The sequence below is a fragment of the Chitinophaga nivalis genome (assembly GCF_025989125.1).
GTDB classification, from domain to species: domain Bacteria; phylum Bacteroidota; class Bacteroidia; order Chitinophagales; family Chitinophagaceae; genus Chitinophaga; species Chitinophaga nivalis.
This window is the reverse complement of the sequence record NZ_JAPDNR010000001.1, coordinates 1,691,276-1,713,514: the sequence shown is the minus strand read 5'-3', so window position 1 is coordinate 1,713,514 and position 22,239 is coordinate 1,691,276. Positions and strand designations below refer to the sequence as shown.

Below are 22,239 nucleotides of genomic sequence, written 5' to 3'. Positions count from 1 at the left end.
CATCTCATGACTACATTTCCTTAACTTTGCGGTCTATGTCAGAAAATATAAATGTTCAGAAGATTGTTCCCTTCGAAGGGTCAAAATTAAGCAAGAAGGAGCAGATAGCGACCATATTTAACGATATTGCCTATCGCTATGACTTTCTCAATCACTTTATGTCGCTTGGGATCGACATTATCTGGCGGAAAAAAGCACTCAAACAACTGCGTTCCCTGCAGCCCAAATACATGCTGGACGTGGCCACCGGCACTGGCGATTTTGCCATCATGGCTGAAAAGAAACTGCATCCGGAAAAAATTGTAGGCATAGACATTTCTGCCGGAATGCTGGAACATGGCCGCCAGAAAATAGAAAAACTGGGACTTGGCCATAAAATCACCCTCGAACTGGGCGATAGTGAAACAATAAGTTTCCCTGATCAGACGTTTGATGCCATAACAGTGGCGTTTGGTGTGCGGAATTTTGAAAACCTGGAAAAAGGACTGGCTGAAATGAGAAGAGTGCTAAAACCAGGCGGTAAACTAGTGATCCTTGAATTCTCCAATCCCACCGTATTCCCTATTAAACAATTATATAATTTATATTCCAGTTACCTGATCCCCCTGTTTGGAAAATGGATAGCTAAAAGCCAGGCGGCCTACAGCTATCTGCCCGAATCCGTGAAAGCGTTCCCACAGGGAGAAGCAATGAAAACGATATTAACTAACATAGGTTTCCAGGCCGTTACATGCAAAACGCTTACATTCGGCATATGTTCCATTTACTGCGCTACGCGCTGATATTCCTGTTACTGTTGATAGTGCTGCCAACAAAAGCACAGGTCAATCTGAATATGGTGGATCACGATGCAAAACCCTATTACTTTGGAATAACACTGGCTACTAACCAGTCCAATTTTAAACTCTATCATTCAACCGCCTTCCTGGCAGATGATTCCATTATGGTGGCCGAGCCACTGAAAAGTATGGGATTCAACCTGGGGTTGCTGGCGAATGCGCGATTAAGTGAACACTTCGATCTGCGCTTTAACCCGCAACTGGTGTTTGCTTCCAAAAACCTGTATTACCGGGAAAGCTATCCCAAACCACAGGATACCAACAAGAAGATAGAGTCTATTCTGCTCAGCTTTCCGCTCCAGATCAAATTTAAATCAGACCGCATCGGTAACATGCGCGTATATACGATCGGGGGCTTCAAGTATGACTATGACCTGGCTTCCAACGCACGTTCCCGCCGGGCGGAAGACCTGATTAAAATCAATAAAAGCGACTTCGGCTATGAAGTCGGCGCCGGGTTTGAATTCTACTTTGAAAGTTTCATCTTTTCTCCGGAATTCAAGATCAGTAACGGATTTGGCAACGTACACGTCAAAGATCCCAACCTCCGGTACTCCAACGTCATCGACAAAATGCAATCCCGGATGATTGTATTTTCCATCCATCTCGAAGGATAAATAAACAATTGATATATAAAATATAACGCCCGGCGCCCGCAGCATCGGGCATTATATTTTATTCCCCACTTCTTCCTCGCCTGCCTGTCAATTATTCTTTATTTTTGCGTTATGCAAAACTATCTCATCAGGAATATAGCTGTGGTAAATGAAGGGCGTACCACAGCACAGGATGTCTGGATAAAAAACAACCGCATTGAAAAAATAGCGCCTAACATTACTGTCAGCGGTAACTATCAGGAAATCAACGGAGAAGGGAAACACCTCTTACCTGGTGTCATCGACGACCAGGTACATTTCCGGGAACCGGGATTAACAGAAAAGGCCACCATCTATACAGAAGCCCGGGCAGCCGTAGCCGGAGGTACCACCACCTTCATGGAAATGCCCAACACCAAGCCTGCTGCACTCACCCAGGAATTACTGGAAGATAAATACACCATCGGCAGCCAGCACTCGCTGGCCAACTACTCTTTTTTCATGGGCGCCTCCAACGATAACGTGGAAGAAATCCTGCGCACCAATGCGAAAAAAGACAGCGTTTGCGGCGTTAAAATATTCATGGGTTCCTCTACCGGCAACATGCTGGTAGATAACTACCTGACCCTGGAAAAAGTATTTTCTACCAGCGAACTGCTGATCGCCACCCATTGCGAAGATGAAAAGATCGTTCGCAGCAACATGGAAGCGTTTGAACGCGAAAAAGGCGACCAGCTGACTGCGGCAGACCATCCACTGATACGTAATGTGGAAGCCTGCTTCGAATCGTCGCTGGTAGCGATTCAGTTTGCCCAGAAACATGATGCCCGCCTGCATATCCTGCACATTTCCACCGCCAGGGAACTGCAATTATTCGGTAACATGGAACCACTGGCACAGAAACGTATAACCGCTGAGGTATGCGTACATCACCTGCACTTTACCGCAGATGATTATGCCCAATACGGCAACCTGATCAAATGTAATCCGGCCATCAAATCACCGGAGAATAAAACGGCCCTCTGGCAGGCATTACTGGACGATCGGCTGGATATTATCGCCACCGACCATGCCCCGCATACCTGGGCAGAAAAACAGCAACATTACCTGAAGGCGCCATCCGGCGTACCATTGGTACAACACAGCCTGTTATTGATGCTGGAACACGTCAAACAAGGCGATATTACCATCGAAAAAACCGTGGAGAAAATGAGCCATGCCCCTGCTATCTGTTTCCAGATAAAGGAAAGAGGCTTCTTACGGGAAGGATACTATGCTGACTGTGTTATTGTAGATCTGCAGGCCGAAACTGCCGTTAATAAAGACAATATCTATTATAAATGCGCCTGGAGCCCGTTTGAAGGACACCGCTTCCCGGCCGCCATCACCCATACTTTTGTAAGCGGCCATCTGGCCTACGCCAATGGCGTATTTAATGAGTCGGTGATGGGCCAGCGGTTAGCATTCAGCCGCCCATAAATGAGCTTGCCGGCAGCCGGAAACAACCTGTTTTCTACTGCCGGCTTCCTTTCTTATCGTTATGGATTTTTTTCATCTGTGCATCTTCCCTTGTATATTCACTAAAAAGTACGCTGCATGCAACTGGACAAAACTTCCTATTACGATCTCTCTATCTTTAACCGCGATGAAGAATATTCCCTGTTTCACCGGCTGGATTTCACGACTACCGCCGGCGGGCGTGACTATTTACGCCAGCTGTTCAGTAAACCCCTGCAGGACATCACCGCTATACAAAACAGACAAAAAGCATTAAAATATATACTGGACCTGGAAAGCAAGTGGCCTTCCATTATATCCAACGGCACCATTGTAGTGGTGGAAAATTATATGGAGGCCCATATTGAGCCTATCTCTACTACAGAAGGGCCAGCACTCTGGCTAAACGCTGTCATCACCAAAACCCTGTATGCTCCTGATTTCAGCTTCATCAAATTTTCTTTTACACAACTGGTGAATCTGCTCCGGGGCTTCCGTGCCTTCATCGATGTATTTAATTCAGACGACGCACCGAAAGTATTAAAAACGATGCTGGACCGGGCCCAGCACCTGCTGAACCAACGCGACTTTTCAGATATCCTGCAGGCAGAGGCAACAGGTACCCTGAATTTCGTGCAGATCCTGCGTTATGATCATTACATCCGTAGAAGGCATAAAAAAGTTATCATCGAACTGGTCACCCTGTACCAGCAACTGGATGCCTATTACGCGATGGCTAAAGCCATCCGGCACTTCAACCTGCAGTTTCCCATTTTCTCCGGCAGTACACGCCCGCAGGTAAAGGCTTCTCAGCTATATCACCTTATTCTGGACACACCGGTAGCGTATGATCTTACCCTGGATGAACAGCAACATTTTATGTTTCTCACGGGCGCTAATATGGCTGGGAAAACGACTTTCATCCGGGCAGTGGGACTTGCAGTATTCCTGGCACACATCGGGATGGGGGTGCCCGCAGCTGCGATGGAACTGAGTTTCTTCCATGGTATCTTCAGCAATATCCAGGTGCAGGATAATATCTTCAAGGGAGAAAGTTATTTCTACAGTGAAGTATTACGTATCAAAAACACCATTACACAGGTGACAGATGGCAAAAACTGGCTGGTGCTGATTGATGAAATGTTTAAGGGCACCAATATAGAAGATGCCCGGAACTGTTCACTGGCAGTCATCCGTGGGTTATTACGCAGCTCCAACTGTCTCTTTATATTATCTACCCACCTGTATGAAATTGCGGAAGACCTGAGCCAGGAAAAACGTATTCAGTTCAAATACTTTGAGTCGCAGGTGATAGAAGATAACCTGCATTTCACCTATCAGCTGAAAGATGGTATCGCCAAAGAAAAAATCGGTTACCTGATTCTGAAAAGAGAAAAGGTATTGGACCTGCTGGATCAGATCCGGTAAATAAAAAATATCCGGCCACCGCCCCGAAGACCGCCACCGCCGCTGTTTTCGGGGCGGTGGCTTTCCCGCTGCTTCCTACTGCTTAATTGTTTATCTTAGCAGAGTTAACCCAATCCCACTCCATATGATTGTCAAAACCTTTGGCAGCGCCATACAGGGCGTACACGCCATTACCATCACGATTGAAGTGAATGTGTCTTCCCAGGGAAATAAACTGTTTATTGTAGGGCTACCCGACAATGCAGTAAAAGAAAGTGAACGGCGTATTGAATCCACCATTCAGTACCTGGGATACCGGATGCCCAGAACCCGCACGGTGGTAAATATGGCGCCGGCAGATATCCGGAAAGCCGGTGCGGCCTACGACCTCCCTATTGCCATTGGAATTCTTTGTGCAGCAGGATATGCCGATGCTACCCACTGCCCCCGGTATGTACTGATGGGGGAACTATCGCTGGATGGCGCTGTACTGCCCGTGAAAGGCGCATTACCGATGGCTATACAGGCATGGCAGGAAGGATTCACCGGTTTTATATTACCGCTGCAAAACGCGCGGGAAGCGGCTATGGTAAAAGGCCTGGAAATATATGGCGTATCGCATATCCGGGAGGTGCTGCAGTTTTTAGCGGACCCGCATAGCCTATCGCCGGTAACCGTAGATATCGAAGCGGAGTTTAACCAGGCCACAAGTGCGACTGATCTGGATTTCAGCGATGTGAAAGGGCAACAGTCCATTAAACGGGCACTGGAAATAGCAGCAGCCGGCGGGCACAATGCGATCCTGATCGGGCCACCGGGCGCCGGTAAAACCATGCTGGCCAAACGATTCCCGGGTATATTGCCGCCACTTACCCTGGCAGAAGCACTGGAAACCACCAAGATCCATTCCGTTGCCGGCAAACTGTCGCAACATACTTCGCTGATCACGCAACGGCCTTTTCGCTCACCGCATCATACCATCAGCGATGCCGCGCTGGTAGGTGGCGGCAGCGCACCGCAACCCGGGGAAATATCGCTGGCACACAACGGCGTATTATTCCTGGATGAGCTGCCGGAGTTCCGGCGAAAAGTGCTGGAAGTGATGCGGCAACCGATAGAAGAAAGAAAGGTCACCATCTCGCGCGCCAAAAACGCGATCGATTTTCCGGCCGGCTTTATGCTGCTGGCGGCCATGAATCCCTGTCCCTGCGGGTATTTCAATCATCCTGAAAAAAACTGCACCTGTGCTTCCGGACAGGTACAGCAATACCTGAATAAAGTATCAGGGCCGCTACTGGACCGGATAGACCTGCATGTAGAAGTAACGCCGGTTTCTTTTACTGCTTTAACCGATCGCAGCGTCCCTGAAAATAGTGCGTGTATCCGTCACCGTGTGGCCGCCGCCCGGGATATACAGGCACGCCGGTTCGCCCATCTGGAAGGTATTTACTGCAATGCCCAGTTACATAGTCAGTTGCTGGCCAGTATCGGTAACATTCATGAGAGCTGTATGGCCTTATTGAAACAGGCCATGGAACGGTTCCGGCTATCGGCCCGGGCATACGACCGGATACTCAAGGTAAGCCGTACCATTGCCGACCTGGCCGGCAGCGATTATGTAACGGCGGAACATATGGCAGAAGCCATTCAATACAGGAGCCTGGACCGGGAAGGATGGAGTAATTAAGCGAGAGGTGTGCCGGTTCCGGAATAACGAGGCGTTGTTCCGGAACCAGGTTTATCAGTCACTATGCACTTCTTCTTTTTTGTAGTCTTCGCTGAGTTTACGCTGTACCTCTGCCGGCACAGGTGCATATTCTGCAAACTGCGATTTTAGTTTGGCTTTACCCTGCGTTACGTTACGGAGGGCGGAAAAGAGTTTGTCCAGTTCGGCCTGCGGGGTGCGGGCTTTGATGACCTGGTAGCCATTAAGTGTATCCATGCCCGTTATGATACTGCGGCGGCTCTGCAATTCGCTCATGATGTCGCCCATCATGACATCAGGCGCTGTGGCCTCCAGGTCGAATACCGGCTCCAGCAGCTGGGGGGCTGCCTGGTGAAAGGCTTCCCGGAAAGCCATCATACCGGCTATTTTAAAGGAAATATCGTTACTGTCTACCGGATGCATTTTTCCATCGTATACGCTTACCCGTATATCGCGTACATACGATCCCGTTAGTGGGCCTTCCTGCATTTTCTCCATTACCCCTTTCAGGATAGAGGGCAGGAAACGATTGTCGATAGCCCCACCTACGATACAGTTGTTGAAGACCAGTTTACCGCCCCACTGTAAGGATACTTCTTCCGTGTCGCGTACGGGATGTTCCTTATAGGGGGGCATACCCTCAAACCAGGGCTCTATCTTCAGGTATACCTCCCCGAATTGTCCGGCCCCGCCGGATTGCTTCTTATGGCGGTAAGAGGCGATGGCTGCTTTCTGGATGGTTTCGCGGTAAGGAATTTTTGCGGCATGGTAGGCTACTTCCATTTTATAGATATTTTCCAGCCGCCATTTGGTCACCAGCAGGTGCAGTTCTCCCTGCCCGTGCAGGATTACCTGTTTCAGTTCCCGGTTGAATTCCACTTCCAGGGTAGGATCTTCTATATGTATTTCTGCCAGTACTTCACTCAGTTTTTCATCGTCGCTTTTGTTCAGGGCTTCGATAGCTACCCGTACTTTAGGTGGCGGGAAGTCGATGGGAGCAATCTGGCCGGGGAAGTTTTTTTCGCAAAGGGTATGGTTGGTGAGGGTATTTTTCAGTTTCAGGGTACAACCGATATCGCCTGCCCGCAGGCGTTCTACATTGTTACGGTTTTTTCCGTCGGTGATAAAGAGCTGGCTGATACGTTCGGTGGTATTGCCTTTTTCATTGATCAGCTCCATGCCCCCTTTTATCTCACCGGATATGACCTTAAAAAAAGAGAGGCGGCCGATGTGTGGTTCCTGCAGCGTTTTGAAGATAAACAGGCAGGCAGGACCTGCGGGGTCGCAGGGAATTTCCTGCAAGGTTTCCGTAATTTCCGGGGGCATTTCCACGGCAGAAGGCGCCACGTTATCAATAAAGCCCATTAATCGGCCACTGCCCATGTTGTTTTTGGCGGAGAGGCAAAACACCGGGAATAGCTGGTGTTTCAGCATACCGATCTTAATACCCTGGCGAAGTTCATCTTCATCGAGACTTCCTTTTTCAAAATAAAGCTCCATCAGGGTATCATCATTTTCAGCGGCTTTTTCCACGAGCTCATTATGCAGTTGTTCCGCGCGTTCCTTTTCGGCATCAGGGATGGGGAGTTTTTCCGGTTTGCCGCCATTTTCGGGGAAACGGTACAGGGTCATTTTCAGCAGATCGATGATGGCATTAAAGCCAGAGCCCTGGTTAACGGGGTATTGCATGATGGTAACGGCATTCCCCAGGATGTGGGCGGCATCTTCCACTGTTTTGTTGAAATTGGCTTGTTCTGCGTCGAGCTGGTTGATGGTGAGGATGGTGGGTTTCCGGTATTTGTCTACATAATCCCAGATGAGTTCTGTTCCTACTTCTACACCATATTGTGCATTCAGCAGCAATACGGCAGTATCGCATACGCGGATGGCGGCTATCACCTCGCCTGCGAAGTCTTCCAGGCCGGGCGTATCGATGATATTGATTTTGTAATCTTTCCATTCCGTATGCATCAGGGTCGCATATACGGAATTACCCCGTTGGTGTTCAATTTCATGGTAATCGGAGATAGTATTATTTTCTTCTATCGTACCCCGTTTGTTGATGATGCCGGCTTCAAACAGCATTGTTTCGGAGAGGGTTGTTTTGCCGCTTTTGGGTGCGCCCAGCAGTACGATGTTTTTGATGTGTTTTTCATCATACGTCTTCATATGTGGAGATTTAATTAAATGAACCTTAATCACCGTTGTCTTTGCAAAGAACTTACTATTAAGTTAACGTTTTTTAGCCAAAATAGCCAGCACTTTTAGCTTAAATATGTTACAACATCCAGTAACTTTATGCACTAACTTTGCAGCTCAGGAAGACCAACATATGAAACTATTATTGCATTATCTGAAGAACTATAAAGGACTTATTGTACTGGCGTTATTGCTTGCAGCCATTAACCAGTTATTCTCCTTAATGGACCCATATATTTTTGGGAAGATCATTGACCAGTTTGCCTCTCACCCGCATACAACGGTAAAGGGCGGCACTGCATCCAGGCCGGAAGGTAGTTATCTGAACGGCGTATTGTTATTACTGCTCGCAGCTATCGGCGTAGCGATGGTATCCCGGATTGCCAAAGCATTCCAGGATTATTTTGTCAACGTAATTGTACAGAAATTCGGGGCACAGGTATATACTGATGGTCTGAAACATTCTTTAAGACTGCCATACCAGCAGTTTGAAGATCAACGTAGCGGAGAAACGCTGGCTATTCTGCAGAAGGTACGTACCGACTGTGAGAAATTCATTACCTCTTTTGTGAATGTACTTTTTGTTGCATTGATAGGAGTGATCTTTGTGATGGTGTACGCCATCAGTGTACACTGGACATTGGTATTGGTATACCTGGGCGGTTCCATATTGCTGGGTTTACTGATGAATGTACTGAGTAAAAAAATCAAGGTAATCCAGAAAACCATTGTCAGGGAAACGACAGCACTGGCTGGTTCTACAACGGAATCGCTCCGTAATATAGAACTGGTGAAAAGTCTGGGGCTGACCAACCAGGAAATCCGGCGCCTAAACTCCACAACCCTGAAAATACTGATGCTGGAGCTGAAGAAAGTACGCAGCATCCGTAGTATCAGTTTTGTGCAGGGTACCTTTGTGAACCTCATGCGGCAGGCGATTCTGTTTTTGCTGCTGTTTTACATTTACCGGGATATCGTATCCATCGGGCAGCTGATGACTTTACAGTTGTATTCCTTCTTTATTTTCGGACCGTTGCAGGAATTGGGTAATATCATTCTGAATTATCGGGAAGCACAGGTATCTTTATCCAACTTCCAAAGCATCCTGAATACACCGGTAGAAGTGATGCCAGCCAATCCGGTTAAAGTAAAACATATTGAAGAGTTATCTTTCAAAAACGTAGGTTTCAAACACCTGACAGCAAACAATAAAGCTTTGCAGCAGGTGAATTTTTCCGTGAAAGTAGGGGAAACCATTGCTTTCGTAGGGCCTTCCGGTTCCGGTAAAACCACGCTGGTAAAACTGCTGGTAGGTTTGTACAAACCCAATGAAGGGCATATTATGTACAACGGTACCGATGCCAATGAGGTAGACATGGAAGAACTGCGCCATCAGGTGGGCTTTGTCACACAGGACACCCAGTTGTTTGCAGGTAGTATCAAGGAAAACCTGTTGTTTGTGAATCCGGGAGCTACTGATGCAGAAGTAATGGAGGCCTTAAACAGGGCTTCCTGTCATACGTTACTGGCAAGGGCAGACAAAGGGCTGGAAACAGTTATCGGTGAAGGCGGTATTAAAATATCCGGCGGAGAAAAACAACGTTTATCCATTGCCCGTGCCTTGCTGCGCAAACCACGGTTACTGGTATTTGATGAAGCTACTTCCGCGCTGGATTCCATTACAGAAGAAGAAATTACCAAAACAGTACGCCAGGTTACCGCCAGCAAGCAACATATTACCGTTATGATTGCACACAGGCTGAGTACTATTATGCACGCAGATCGTATTTATGTACTGGAAAAAGGCAACATCGTAGAAGTGGGCAGACATGAAGACCTGCTGGTAGAAAAAGGGCTGTATTACGCCATGTGGCGCCAACAGATCGGGGAGCGTAAAGTAGAAGCTGTATAAGCAAAGTATTGCCGCCTCATATTTTGTATTTAACTATTTTTGCACCATGAGTACACAAAAGCCTAAACGCCCTAATTATTTTCTCAGCATATTATCCATGAAATGCCCGAGATGCAGAAGAGGTCATATGTTTAAAGACCAGAATCCCTTTCATGTAAAGTTCTCCAGGATCTTTAACATGTATGACAACTGCCCGGTATGTGGACAAAAATATGAGCTGGAAACAGGATTCTGGTTTGGGACAGGTTATGTGAGCTATGCCTTATCCGTAGCTTTCAGTGTATTTAACCTGATCTGGTTCTGGCTGTTTTTTGGCTTAAGCTGGAGAGACAACAGTATTTTTATATGGCTGGCCGTAAATGGTGTGTTGCTGGTACTCATACAACCCTGGCTGATGCGGTTATCGCGGGCTATTTACCTGTATTTTTTCGTGTATTATGATGAAGATGCAGTAGCGGAAGCAGAAAAACAACATCAACATTAAGTAAAATATACTGACTGAAAAATTTTGGGGCTGTAAAAACAGCCCCTTTCTTTTTCAACCAAAATCTGAACCAATGGTGGTCAGAAAATCTTTATCGGGGCAAAAACCAATATTCGAAAAATGAGGGAAAACTGCTCATGCAAACCGAGGCAGGAATATCTAACATACACTTTTCATAAAGTTGCGCTAAACTACAAAATCTAAATATATCCCACTGAATATTTTACATCAGTGGTATCAGCCTTTCCCCTACTACTATTCCAGCATACACGTCTATACGCACAATTATTACCCTATACGCTATAACGCATCCTGCTAAAAAAGGCGTATAATCTTTGCCTATAAAAAGGCGACCTTGTTATATAAATAAATTATATATATTTATCTGCCGGCAAATCTTCCCTAAAAAAAAATTATCTCCTGCGGCTGATAATTATAAAATTTGTATTTTTAAGGGGAAGACAACGTATGTCTTTTTACCAAAAGCAGGATTATCACCGGGAGCTATTCCCATAGTTCCAACTAATCCGGCCACCTTCACTTTTCAGCAAACTTTGTATTTCCGTTGTAGTATTTCATCATTAACAAATCTTGTTATGTCATTGAATACGCACGCGGTTATTGCTATTGCCGGCAAACAGTTCCGGCACTTCCGGCATTTAACGTTACAACAACAATTAAATGGCCATCATACCTGCAGTATCCTGTTTTCCTACGACGGGCTGCTCAGCGCCGGGCAAGAGCTTTCTACGGCCAGCCAGGCATTTCTGGGCAAGGAGCTGCATATTACCATACGCCCGGCAGAACCAGCCCACGCCCTCCGGGAGCTGGTTTTCCAGGGGCTGGTTACCGCTGTATGCACCGGCAAGGAAACCGATGACACCCATGGCTACTGCCTGGTAAAAGGACATAGTCCTACCATTGTGCTGGACGGCGATCCACACCTGCAGTCGTTTGAACAGCAAACCTTGCGTACCGTTATACAAGCCGTTATAAAAAAGGGCGCCCCCTTTATTGATACCGCCCTTATTGATCCGGCACACACCGCCATCCTGCCTTACACTGTGCAATACCGGGAAAGTCATTTTGCCTTTATACAACGCCTGGCACAACGATTCGGAGAATGGTGCTTTTATAACGGACAACACCTGGTATTCGGGAACTATACGCCACGCGACATCATACTTACCCACCCGGCCACCCTCACCGACTTTCACCTGCAATGGCAGGTACGCCCGCGGCAACAACAATGGTATACCTACGACTATCAACAGCCGGCCGTGGTGACAGCCCCTCCCCATCCTGCAGGCGACAGGCTGCCTGGGGTTGTCCAAACTGCCATACAAGCCAGCCACCAGTTGTTCTCCGCCACTACCCGGGAGAAGGCACTCCAGGCCTTTGCCAGCCCTGCCACACTCCCGCTTACACAGCTGGCCACCCTCCATGATAAAAGCAAACTGGCAGGTATGCTACAACTCCAGGGCACCAGTATTCATCCGGCCCTACGTATAGGCGATACCGTATCTATCCGGGAAAACCTGTATACCGACACGCAACACGGCGGATACACCCTCACCGCCATCACACATTATTGCAATGGCAGCGGAGAATATCATAACCAATTCAGCGGCATTCCGGCAGGCAGTGCTGCCCCTTATGGTTCTCCGGATGTACATCCGCCCTGTGAAGCACAAAGCGCGATCGTCACCGACAATCATGATCCACAGGGACTGGGCCGCATCCGCGTACGGTTCCACTGGCAAACAACCGGGCAATCACCCTGGATACGGTTGGTACTTCCACACAGCGGCGCCAGCAAAGGATTTTACTTTATGCCGGAAACAGGAGAAGAAGTATGGACCGGTTTTGAAAACAACCATCCGGAACTACCGTATGTATATGGATCATTATATAACGGTATAGACTACACGTCATTCGGAGATGCCGCCAACAACCGGAAGATCATCAAAACCCGCAGCGGTCATACTATTCAACTGGACGACACCCATGGCGCGGAACAACTGACCATCTGCGACCGTAGCGGCAATCACATTACCCTGGATACTTCCACCGGTAACCTCACTATCGCCGCCCCCGCCCAGTTGCAGCTTACAGCCACCAATATCCGGCTGCAGGCCAGTGAAAACATCTACCTCCATGCGGGCGAAAACATCGCTGCCGGCGCTGGTGAAAATGTGCATATTCATGCCGGCAGCCATGCCAGTCAGACTGCCAGACATATTGTACAACACGCGCAGGAAAATTGTACCCGTACCGCCCATACCCTCACGGAAACAGCCGAAGCCATACATTTCAGCAGCACACAGGAAAACATGGTATTATCTGCCGCTAAAACCATTGCTATTAAAAGTGCTGAAAAAGTGAAACTGTTCTGATATGCAGATAGCTGTACCCGATATGGCCAATAGCCGTACCTATGCTGCACGGCATAGGTTCTGTGAATACCACAGTGACCATCCGCCTTCACAGCTGGTCACCTACCGGATGACGGTACGAACGCGCCCGGCTGCCACACTGGAATTTCAGCGGCACGAGGTATTGCTCAACCAGGCGCCTCCGGCTTTTATGATTGATCAGCTGCTGCAGCAAACCGGCGATCTCCTGTATCCGTTGCAGATAGCCTTCCGGCAGCCGGCAGCTACCCCACACCTCATCAATGCGGAGACCATCCGGCAACGATGGCGACAAGCCTTACCCTACCTGCAAACCTGTTATGGCGGCGACATGGCCGGCAACCTGCTACAACTGCTTACTGATAAAATCATGGACTCACTCCTGTCAGATAAATTGCCGGAACACGAACCTTTCATTCAGTGTTATCGCTTATCCGTGATAACGGCATCGCCTGTACGCTTTATTTACCAGGGACATTCTTTTCTCCTGACACCGGGCGCACCGCACGCTACCGGGAAAGATACGTATTCAACTTCCTGGCAAGGAACTACCACCGGTCATATCACCCGGGAAATATACTACCATGCTGTCTCCCATATCCAGACAAGACATTTATTATCCTGCTCCTGCCGGTTGCTGCAATATCAGCAACAACAACTACAGCAACAGGAAGAGCTACAGATCACTTGTACAGCCACCTAACCATCATCCTGAAAAACATATACAACATGCAGCAAACATCTGAAAACAGCACTAAGAGAAACACTAAAACCATCACACCAGGCATACTGGTATGTCAGGGCGCTATCTGTCAATGCGACAAATCCACCGTGACAGCCCGCATGCAGGTAGTATCTCACCAAAAGTATTTTATCAACAACAACCTGCTGGTGGCCACCGATCAGGACCGGGCTGTTACCTCCCTGTACTTTGGCGCCTGTATGGCTACCGGTAAACCAGAACCCTGCGTGCCCGCATTGCAATGGGAAGTAACCGGCGATGGTCCGGTTACCCAACACAATGCCCGCTTCCTGCTGGATACCTTCACGGCCACCTGCACGCTCAAAGGCGGACGGATACGCATTCTTCATCATGGCCAGCAAATGCAGCCCGGCCCGGCCAACTGGCGGCATATCAACAACAACACTGCCGCATTACTCCAGCCCCTATTGCCTGCCGATACCCTGACTCCACTGCAACAACCGCCAGCGCGCCCGGTGACGGTACAACAACTTGCCATACGCACGCCGTTCCACGACAACAACGGACAACTATCCGTGCGCGCCGGCCAGTCGCACACCTTTGAAGTAAGTGCCTATGGGGCCGACAACCCCACACCTGCAGCAACGGAAAAACAACAAATCAGCTGGAAGGTATACCGTACCGGAGATAGCACTCCCCTATATCATTTCAGCCAACAGGGTGAAACACTTACCCTCGTTACAGACACCGGTACCTTATTGATAGAAGCCTGGGATGAAGTACATCAGACGCCCCCCGCCCAGCTAACCATACAAGCCGGCGACAACTACCTCCTCTACATTGACGGACCAGCTGATTTTCATTACAAGACAATGCCCACCTATTACTGCTACTTTGCCTTCCCGCCCACACCAGCAGAACTCGTGCAGTTACACTGGATACTAACGGATCAAAACGAATGTATACTCACCACCACCAGTGACAGTACTGTTTTTGAATATTTTTTCACCAGCGAAGGCACGTACACTTTAAGCGCTTACCTCGCTGATCATCCATCCCAATCTGTAGAAAAAATCATACATGCTACCTGCAATCAGGTAATCAGACTAACGTCTACGCACACACGCATACGACCAGGAGAAACAGCCACCTTTTCGCTTATCCTGAAATACGATACCACTATCCTGCAAGACGAGGGCATGATTCGCTGGCAACAACAGGCACCTACCGGCATAATTACCCCATTGCAGCAAGCCTGTGGCGCCCGCAGCTGTACCTTATCCTTCTCCCTCCCTGGCAGATATATCATTGAAGCGGCCACCGATCAGCGGCACCTCAACTTCGCCGGCAGCGATCAACAGGAAATCCTGGTATGCCAGAATGCCGTACAAATGATTACGATGGACAAAAGACCGCGTACCGGCGCCAACCTCACTTTCCGGGCAAGTCGGTTTATATTTCCCCGGCTTACGGCAGCAGAATCCAGGAAATTGCACTGGCAGCTGGAAGGACCGGAAAACATCCGTACCTACGGTGGCCGCTCCTGGCAACATACCTTTGAAAAAACAGGCAAATACCAACTGTACGCTTTTCTCTATGATCAGCAAGCGGAAGCCCGGCTGGAATTTGAAGTCGTCAAAACTCACATCCATAGTGGCAAATGGATCGACAGTGATGGTAACGTGATCCGCGAGGCGGGTTATGATCAGGAGGTATGTATTTATTTTGAACACACCGGGCTGGAAAATGAAACCATTACCCTGGAGATATATCACCAGCAACTGGTACATCATCAGCTGCTGCATACGCAAACACTACAGCTACCGGCCACTACGAAAGTATACCATGCTTTTTATCCCGGAGAAAATATCAGGAAAAAGACAAGCAGCAACGGGCAACCGGGTAAATTATACTTTAAGATTATTCCGGAAAATACACTCCCATCATCGCCTCCCGATCAGCTATGTCCCTTACAGGAAAAAGACTATCTCCAGCTAACGGAAACACGAAAAATATGCAAGGCCTACTTTTCGGACGTACGTGACCGTAAGCAATTCCTCGCCACTTCCCGCCAACAATCTGCCACGTTAAAAATATATGCGCTGAATCTTTGCGGCCAACAACTGCAGGTAAGCCTGCTACAGGTAAAAAAAGCGGCGCCATTGAGTCATCCGCTCACCCCTTATCCCACAGCAGTGATGCATCAGCTGATAAAAGACGATGATATTCTGCAGACAGGCATCTACACTGTGGATAAAAAGGGAGAAGTCAACCTGCAGTTAGACCTTAGCCAGCTACCTGCTCAGGAGAGTTGCCATATGGTATATGCCATGATCCGTATGCCTGGTTTCAACTGTGTATATACCGGGCCGCTGCTGGTATACCGGGAAAACAACCTGCGCCTCCCCGATGCCATCAAAGGCAGAACAATCGTAGCCGTAGAACGGGTACAACTGCAGTCCGCCACTACCAGTGGTTGCCAGGAGCTGGTATGGGGAAACAAAGTAAGTTGTGCTTTCCGCCGGAAGGTGATCGCCATAGCCACTCAACTGCAGGCAGATCCCAATCATCTCATGACCTGTATGGCCTTTGAAACCGGTGGTTTGTTTCTCCCTTATCTGTTAAACGGCTATAATAAAAACACCACGCCGTTGCCCGACCAACTCACCGACAAACAGCTGCGTAAACGCGCCGTTGGACTGATTCAGTTTACCCATGCAGCCATCAAGGGTATCAATCAGCGAAAAGGCCTGACACTGACCAAAAGGCAACTGGCAGAAATGTCTGCAGAGCAACAACTGGACTATGTTCACTACTATCTGGAACCTTTCGCGACACGCCTGACAACACTGGAAGATTTTTACATGGCAGTACTGAAACCTGTGGGCATTGGCAAAAGCAATGACTATCCGGTTTTCAGCGTAGCGGATGATGAAAAGCGTCATCGCAACTGGTACCGGGCCAATAAAGGATTAGATAAAGATCAGGACTTGGTTGTCACCAAAGCAGAAGTAAGCGTGATCATACATACCAAATACACCGAAGGATTACTTTATAAAAATACCTGCTCGGCCAATTGTCCACTGCAACCGGAGAAACCGCTACCAGCAGCGCTGCAATGGCATCATCCGACAGACAATCTGCAACTCAGGGGCTGGTACCGTACCTGGTCGCCGGATAGCAGCAAGTACGGACTGATTTCGCAAAGAAGCAGCGGCAAACACCAGGGACTGGATTTTTATGCTCCTGCAGGTTCCCCTGTATATGCCTGTGTATCGGGCCAGATACATGCGTCTTATTTTTCCAGCTCCTATGGCCATGTTATTGTACTGCAGGGCAACTATAAAGGCAATACCTATTACTTTATGTACGCCCATCTGCAACAATCCGGTATTTACAAAGCCGGCGAATCGGTAACTATAGGCACCCTCATCGGCTATACCGGCAAAACAGGTAATGCTACTACTTTACAAAAGAAACAGGAACATCTTCATTTTGAAATCAGAACAAAAGAGCAGGTCCAGACCGGCTTTCACGGCAGGCTGAATCCACTCGATGTTATTACCGAATTAAATGACCCCACCATACTCACACCCCATGAACAAGATCAGCAATAATATCTATCTCACCGGCCTGTTATTATTATTTTGCCATTGTCATTACCGGCAGTCCCGTGCACACACTGGGGACAGCAGCTTTCAGGCATACCTGGCGCTTTTTGAGAAAAAGACACTACCCTTGCATTATAATGCCGGAGAGTTGCCTGTTTATCTATCTCATACCGGGAAACCGATTGATACACAGTTCAGCAAATACCTGGTCACCAGGGATGCTCAACCAGCCCCTGACCTGGTATATACCCGTTATGCAGCACTATATGCCTTGCATGCAGGCGCCTATATTCCTGTCATCATCAAAGTAAGCAGTACCGACACGGACGCCGCTATTCCGGAGCTGGTAATGATTGTCTACAACAAAGACGGTAGTATTCATTCATTTCAGCAAATAACCGACAACGCGGAAGATGCGTTTACAACCGGCTTTTCTCTGACGGATAGCCTGTTGACCATGTACCAGACTTCCACACAAGGTATTCCCCGGTTATATACCAGCCGTATTTCAGCATCCTGGCAATGTTCACCATTGCAACCGGTTACCACCGGCATCGATAGCAGCTGGTATGGCACCTATACCTTCAGCGTAAAAGGAAAGGATTATTTGCAGCATATGCAGACAGGCATTAATTATACACTTGTTATTACCGGTGATACCTGTATATTTTCTGCAGATGGATTGCAATACGCCTTTACAGAAAAATGTATCCTGCATCAGACAGGATCTGTCTTAAACGGGCATTATTATAGTACGCTTAGCGGCACTGATTATCATCATGCCGCTATACAACCTTTATTCCGGATCATCCGCAAAGGGCAGCAGTACTACATACAAACACCTATACCAGATCGAAGTACCGCACGTATTCCGCTACAATACACCCGGTAAATCAACAACGGATATAGGAGGTGATATTAAGTAATCCGGAAACAGCGGAGCAATTATCTGTTTCCGGATTATCAGTCAGGAAGAAAATAATAAATGTGGTTAGTGAAATGGTATTGATCATCTGCTGATGAACAGGCATTCATATGCCCTGTCGGGAAGATGAACAACAACTGTTTATTCAAATGAGCTGAATAAAGAAAACAATACACGCAGTCAGTAAGGCTATATGATCATCAGCTGATGAACAAGCATTCATATGCCCTGTCGGGAAGATGAACAACAGCTGTTTATTCAAATGAGCTGAATAAAGAAAACAATACATGCAGTCAGTAAGAATATATGATCATCTGCTGATGAACAAGTATTTATATACCCTATCGGGAAGATGAACAACAACTGTTTATTCGGATTAGCCGAATAAAGAAAACAATACATGCAGTTAGTAGGACGATATGATCATCTGCTGATAAACAAGCATTTATATACCCTGTCGGGAAGATGAACAACAACTGTTTATTCAAATGAGCTGAATAAAGAAAACAATAAATGTAGTTAGTAAGACGATATGATCATCTGCTGATGAACAGGCATTTATATGCCCTGTCGGGCAGATGACCAACAACTGTTTATTCGGATTAGCCGAATAAAGAAAACAATACATGCAGTCAGTAAGACGATATGATCATCTGCTGATGAACAAGCATTTATATACCCTGTCGGGAAGATGCCCAACAACTGTTTATTCAGATTAGTTAAATAAAGAAAATAATAAGTGATCATGTATCACTATCTGCTGATAACAGACGCTTATATGCCTCATCATCATACGCCCTGGCTCTTCATCTTCTTGTTCTAGTGGATCTATCTCTGCCGCGTCTACAGCCGATTCCCGGGTAATACATCTCACTAAATAAAAATTTAATAGCTTTATACACAAATCAACAATAATACCGTGCAGAAACCTTTATTCCTATTTGCGCTTTCACTATCCTTACTGGCCTGCAACAATGACCAACAGGACACTACAGGTAAAACGGGACCTGGCAGTAACGGCAAAGGACGTTCCAAAGCATTTAAGCTGACCAGTGGCGATACCAGCAGCGATACCGCAACCTTTGAACTGGCAGGTATCCGGGCTACTTTCCATAACGGCGCCGGCCATACGCAAACACTCCGTATCTCACAAAGTGGCCGACAACTGATTAACTATATACGGGCTATTGATACTGTGGAGAAGGAAATCCCACAACCTCATTTACTCATCAGGGGGAAAGACACCGCGATCACTTTCACCATCCCCAAAGGAGACAGTGTTAAAAATGTTTTGCTGCAGTTGAAAAACAATAAGGTGAAACGGGGGAAAACAATCGACAGTATCGGCAATACTTTATAAAATACATACCCTATAAAATACGTTGGGGAAGCTATAAACGGATGTTATCCGCTCATGGCTTCCCCAACACATTTATCAACATGACTTATCTGAACTCAATCGGAATAGCCAGTTTCACACTGAAATTACGACCTACATTATACACGCCGGAACGACCGGTTACCTGATTTACCGGGGCATATTTCAACCTGCTCAGGTGATTCTGATAGGCCACATCGGTAAGGTTATCCACGGCGAAATGAAGGGAGAACAAGGTTCTGTTTTTCCTGTTCACTACATCTGTTCCCAGGCCTGCATTAAACAAAGTATAGCTACCGGTAGGCGTTTCGGTCTGATAAGCCGTAAACACATTGTTCTGTGCAAAATTCATATCCATCTGCACGCCGATATAGGCATTCTGCAAACAGCTGTTTCCTACCTTTTTAAACCGGGCCTTCAGTTCAGACAACCATCTGGCAGCAGGAATATTGGGCAGGTACTTCGTAGAATCTGTACCACGGCTGGCAGTTCCTTTCACATAGGAAAGGGTATTTTCGAAATGCAGCCAGTCAATCGGATGCGGGTGTATGTCGATCATCAGTTCTCCCCCATACAGGTTAGCATCTGTTTGCTGGTATTTGAAGGCAGAAAAACCTTCTTCATTATCAGCAGCAGGAATAGAATCAGTACCCGCCTGATTAAACAGTTTACGGGAGAAGATGAAATTATTAATATGATTGTAGAACAGGCTGGCCGTAAAGGACACATGTTGTGTATTAAAATCAATACCTGCATCTACCTGGGTACTTACTTCCGGTTTCAGGTCCTGGTTACCGTATTCATATTTGATGGTACCTTCATGTACACCATTGGCAGACAGCTCGCTGATATTCGGTGCACGGAAGCCACGGGCAGCATTGAGTTTCAGCACAACGCGGTCGCTGGCTTCATAACTCAGTCCTACGCTTCCGGAAACATTGGAGAAGTTCCGTTTAAAAGCATCAAATTTTGCTTCTCCGGCAGGAGCAGGTTTGCCTTCTTCATCCAGCAATAAAGCTTTGGAACGCATGGAACGGTTATCAAAACGTACCCCACCACTTAACGTCAGCTTATTGAAGGTTTTGCTGGTAACGGCAAAACCACCGATGTCGAATAAGTCGTAAGCAGGAATCAGGAATTCGCTGCCTTTATTTTCATTCTTCTGCTGCATACCGTTTACCCCTACAGTTGTCTGCCAGCCATTCATTTCAGGCAGATAGTATTTCAGGGCATAGGTAAACGTCTGCAGATGCAGGTACAGCTCCGGCACATCCGGCAGCAATACATTCCCGTATTCGCGGCGTTTATTCAGCTGGTACCCCAGGGTAAGTCCCAGACGGCCACCATTATGCAGGTACAAACTATTATCCCACACCAGCTTCTGGTGGTTGATCTGTTGTTTAGGTACCGTCATGCTATAGGATTTGTGATCACTGTCGGTAATCGGTGCTTCACCGGCAGTACCGTTTTCATCTACCGGTTTAATGAAACGTCCGGTTTCATCCCGTTCTCCTTCCACCAGGCCCAGGTGCTGATTAAAAGAGGTAAAAGACAGGTGGGAATAGCCCCATTGTTTATTGATACCGATGTTAGCGCCGTAGTTGGTATTATTAAAACGGGAGTTAAATACGTAGTCGTCGTACTTATTTTTGTAGTCGTGTGCACGTTTCTGTGTCACAAAAGCACCCCAGCTAAAACCGTTGTTGTTACCGGCGATATCCGCATGATAAGCCATTAAACCGCTGTTGGTCTGGTAGTTGGCCGAAACGTTTCCTTTTATTTTGCCTAATGGCAATGGATCAGGCGATACAATGTTGATCACACCCGCCAATGCATCGGAGCCATAGGTCAGCGAAGCAGGTCCCTTCAGGACTTCTATCTTTCCTACATTATTATCATCTATCTCAATACCATGTTCATCGCCCCATTGCTGGCCTTCCTGACGTACACCATCTCCAATTACTACCACGCGGTTGTAACCCAATCCACGAATAAAAGGTTTGGAGATCGCCGGACCGGTAGACAGTTGTGTCACACCAGGCACTTTGGCAATAGCGTCGATGATGTTGGTGGAGATATGATCATCGAGATAATCCCGGCGGATAATGCTGATGGGAGTGGGTGTTTTCCGGGCTGAAGTAGCCAGGTTGGCACCGGTGATCACGACTTCATTTTTTTCTATCAATGTTTCAGACAGTTCCACATCCAGGGTAGTAGCGCCGGTAATCGTTACCAGGGAAGAGTAGGCGGCATATCCGATAGAATGTACTTCTACTACATATTTTCCTTTAGGCAGGTTGCTGATCGTATATACCCCCTCAGCATTGGCGGCAGCGCCGACGCGGAGGTCTGGTAAATACACCGTTGCGCCGGGCAAAGGCGTATGCAATAATTTATCAGTTATTTTTCCGGTTAAGGAGTTGGCATTCACCCCATCTCCGGGGTTGTTGCTGGCATAGGCGGTTGGCATCGCCCATAAGATTACACTTAATACGCCAAGTATAAGTACACGCAAGTAATGCATATCTGAAATAATATAGAATCAGTAATATGAATAAGGGGAACAATA

14 protein-coding genes are annotated in these 22,239 nt (G+C 47.4%); 12 read left to right on the top strand and 2 right to left on the bottom strand.

The window, feature by feature from the left end:
- Positions 1–35: 35 nt before the first annotated feature.
- From ubiE to OL444_RS07035, 5 genes are all read left to right on the top strand, one after another.
- Positions 36–782: a bifunctional demethylmenaquinone methyltransferase/2-methoxy-6-polyprenyl-1,4-benzoquinol methylase UbiE gene (gene ubiE, locus OL444_RS07055; RefSeq protein WP_264733928.1), complete on the top strand. Its 747-nt coding sequence runs from the start codon at positions 36–38 to the stop codon at positions 780–782.
- Complete coding sequence (porT, locus tag OL444_RS07050) at positions 755–1,456, top strand: type IX secretion/gliding motility protein PorT/SprT (RefSeq protein WP_264733929.1); 702 nt, start codon at positions 755–757, stop codon at positions 1,454–1,456. Before ubiE ends, porT begins: the two co-directional genes overlap by 28 nt.
- Before the next feature lie 111 nt (positions 1,457–1,567).
- Positions 1,568–2,914: a dihydroorotase gene (locus tag OL444_RS07045; protein WP_264733930.1), complete on the top strand. Its 1,347-nt coding sequence runs from the start codon at positions 1,568–1,570 to the stop codon at positions 2,912–2,914.
- A gap of 117 nt (positions 2,915–3,031) precedes the next feature.
- Positions 3,032–4,360 carry a MutS-related protein gene (locus tag OL444_RS07040; RefSeq protein WP_264733931.1) on the top strand — a complete coding sequence of 443 codons (1,329 nt, stop codon included), beginning with the start codon at positions 3,032–3,034 and terminating at the stop codon, positions 4,358–4,360.
- Positions 4,361–4,484: 124 nt separating this feature from the next.
- The gene (locus OL444_RS07035) at positions 4,485–6,026 is read left to right on the top strand and encodes a YifB family Mg chelatase-like AAA ATPase (RefSeq protein ID WP_264733932.1); all 1,542 of its coding nucleotides are present in this window, start codon (positions 4,485–4,487) and stop codon (positions 6,024–6,026) included.
- Positions 6,027–6,080: 54 nt separating this feature from the next.
- Here the strand turns inward: OL444_RS07035 and fusA2 are convergent, their stop codons facing one another.
- On the bottom strand, positions 6,081–8,213 hold the full coding sequence (gene fusA2 / locus OL444_RS07030; protein ID WP_264733933.1) for an elongation factor G2: 2,133 nt from the start codon (positions 8,211–8,213) through the stop codon (positions 6,081–6,083).
- Between the two features lie 163 nt (positions 8,214–8,376).
- On the opposite strand from fusA2, the gene OL444_RS07025 reads away from it, so the two are divergent.
- The 7 genes from OL444_RS07025 (at position 8,377) to OL444_RS06995 (ending at position 19,652) form a co-directional block, all read left to right on the top strand.
- On the top strand, positions 8,377–10,155 hold the full coding sequence (locus tag OL444_RS07025) for an ABC transporter ATP-binding protein (RefSeq protein ID WP_264733934.1): 1,779 nt from the start codon (positions 8,377–8,379) through the stop codon (positions 10,153–10,155).
- Between the two features lie 46 nt (positions 10,156–10,201).
- Positions 10,202–10,639, top strand: a complete 438-nt coding sequence (locus OL444_RS07020) for a DUF983 domain-containing protein (protein WP_264733935.1) — start codon at positions 10,202–10,204, stop codon at positions 10,637–10,639.
- A gap of 596 nt (positions 10,640–11,235) precedes the next feature.
- Positions 11,236–13,035: a type VI secretion system Vgr family protein gene (locus OL444_RS07015; protein ID WP_264733936.1), complete on the top strand. Its 1,800-nt coding sequence runs from the start codon at positions 11,236–11,238 to the stop codon at positions 13,033–13,035.
- A gap of 1 nt (position 13,036) precedes the next feature.
- The gene (locus OL444_RS07010) at positions 13,037–13,756 is read left to right on the top strand and encodes a hypothetical protein (protein ID WP_264733937.1); all 720 of its coding nucleotides are present in this window, start codon (positions 13,037–13,039) and stop codon (positions 13,754–13,756) included.
- A 26-nt stretch (positions 13,757–13,782) separates the two neighbouring features.
- Entirely contained in the window at positions 13,783–17,373 is a 3,591-nt protein-coding gene (locus OL444_RS07005) for a peptidoglycan DD-metalloendopeptidase family protein (RefSeq protein ID WP_264733938.1), read from the top strand.
- Positions 17,354–18,259 carry a DUF5991 domain-containing protein gene (locus OL444_RS07000; protein ID WP_264733939.1) on the top strand — a complete coding sequence of 302 codons (906 nt, stop codon included), beginning with the start codon at positions 17,354–17,356 and terminating at the stop codon, positions 18,257–18,259. Before OL444_RS07005 ends, OL444_RS07000 begins: the two co-directional genes overlap by 20 nt.
- 952 nt (positions 18,260–19,211) lie before the next feature.
- Complete coding sequence (locus tag OL444_RS06995) at positions 19,212–19,652, top strand: hypothetical protein (RefSeq protein ID WP_264733940.1); 441 nt, start codon at positions 19,212–19,214, stop codon at positions 19,650–19,652.
- 85 nt (positions 19,653–19,737) lie between these two features.
- Here the strand turns inward: OL444_RS06995 and OL444_RS06990 are convergent, their stop codons facing one another.
- The gene (locus OL444_RS06990) at positions 19,738–22,194 is read right to left on the bottom strand and encodes a TonB-dependent receptor (protein ID WP_264733941.1); all 2,457 of its coding nucleotides are present in this window, start codon (positions 22,192–22,194) and stop codon (positions 19,738–19,740) included.
- Positions 22,195–22,239 lie beyond the last annotated feature (45 nt).

Excerpts from the sequence above, each read along its gene's own strand:
- OL444_RS07010 (WP_264733937.1), top strand. The coding sequence starts at position 13,037 with ATGCAGATAGCTGTACCCGATATGGCCAATAGCCGTACCTATGCTGCA.
- OL444_RS07035 (WP_264733932.1), top strand. The coding sequence starts at position 4,485 with ATGATTGTCAAAACCTTTGGCAGCGCCATACAGGGCGTACACGCCATT.
- OL444_RS07020 (WP_264733935.1), top strand. The coding sequence starts at position 10,202 with ATGAGTACACAAAAGCCTAAACGCCCTAATTATTTTCTCAGCATATTA.
- OL444_RS07040 (WP_264733931.1), top strand. The coding sequence starts at position 3,032 with ATGCAACTGGACAAAACTTCCTATTACGATCTCTCTATCTTTAACCGC.
- ubiE (WP_264733928.1), top strand. The coding sequence starts at position 36 with ATGTCAGAAAATATAAATGTTCAGAAGATTGTTCCCTTCGAAGGGTCA.
- OL444_RS07000 (WP_264733939.1), top strand. The coding sequence starts at position 17,354 with ATGAACAAGATCAGCAATAATATCTATCTCACCGGCCTGTTATTATTA.
- OL444_RS07005 (WP_264733938.1), top strand. The coding sequence starts at position 13,783 with ATGCAGCAAACATCTGAAAACAGCACTAAGAGAAACACTAAAACCATC.
- OL444_RS07025 (WP_264733934.1), top strand. The coding sequence starts at position 8,377 with ATGAAACTATTATTGCATTATCTGAAGAACTATAAAGGACTTATTGTA.
- porT (WP_264733929.1), top strand. The coding sequence starts at position 755 with ATGTTCCATTTACTGCGCTACGCGCTGATATTCCTGTTACTGTTGATA.
- fusA2 (WP_264733933.1), bottom strand. The coding sequence starts at position 8,213 with ATGAAGACGTATGATGAAAAACACATCAAAAACATCGTACTGCTGGGC.
- OL444_RS06990 (WP_264733941.1), bottom strand. The coding sequence starts at position 22,194 with ATGCATTACTTGCGTGTACTTATACTTGGCGTATTAAGTGTAATCTTA.
- OL444_RS07045 (WP_264733930.1), top strand. The coding sequence starts at position 1,568 with ATGCAAAACTATCTCATCAGGAATATAGCTGTGGTAAATGAAGGGCGT.
- OL444_RS07015 (WP_264733936.1), top strand. The coding sequence starts at position 11,236 with ATGTCATTGAATACGCACGCGGTTATTGCTATTGCCGGCAAACAGTTC.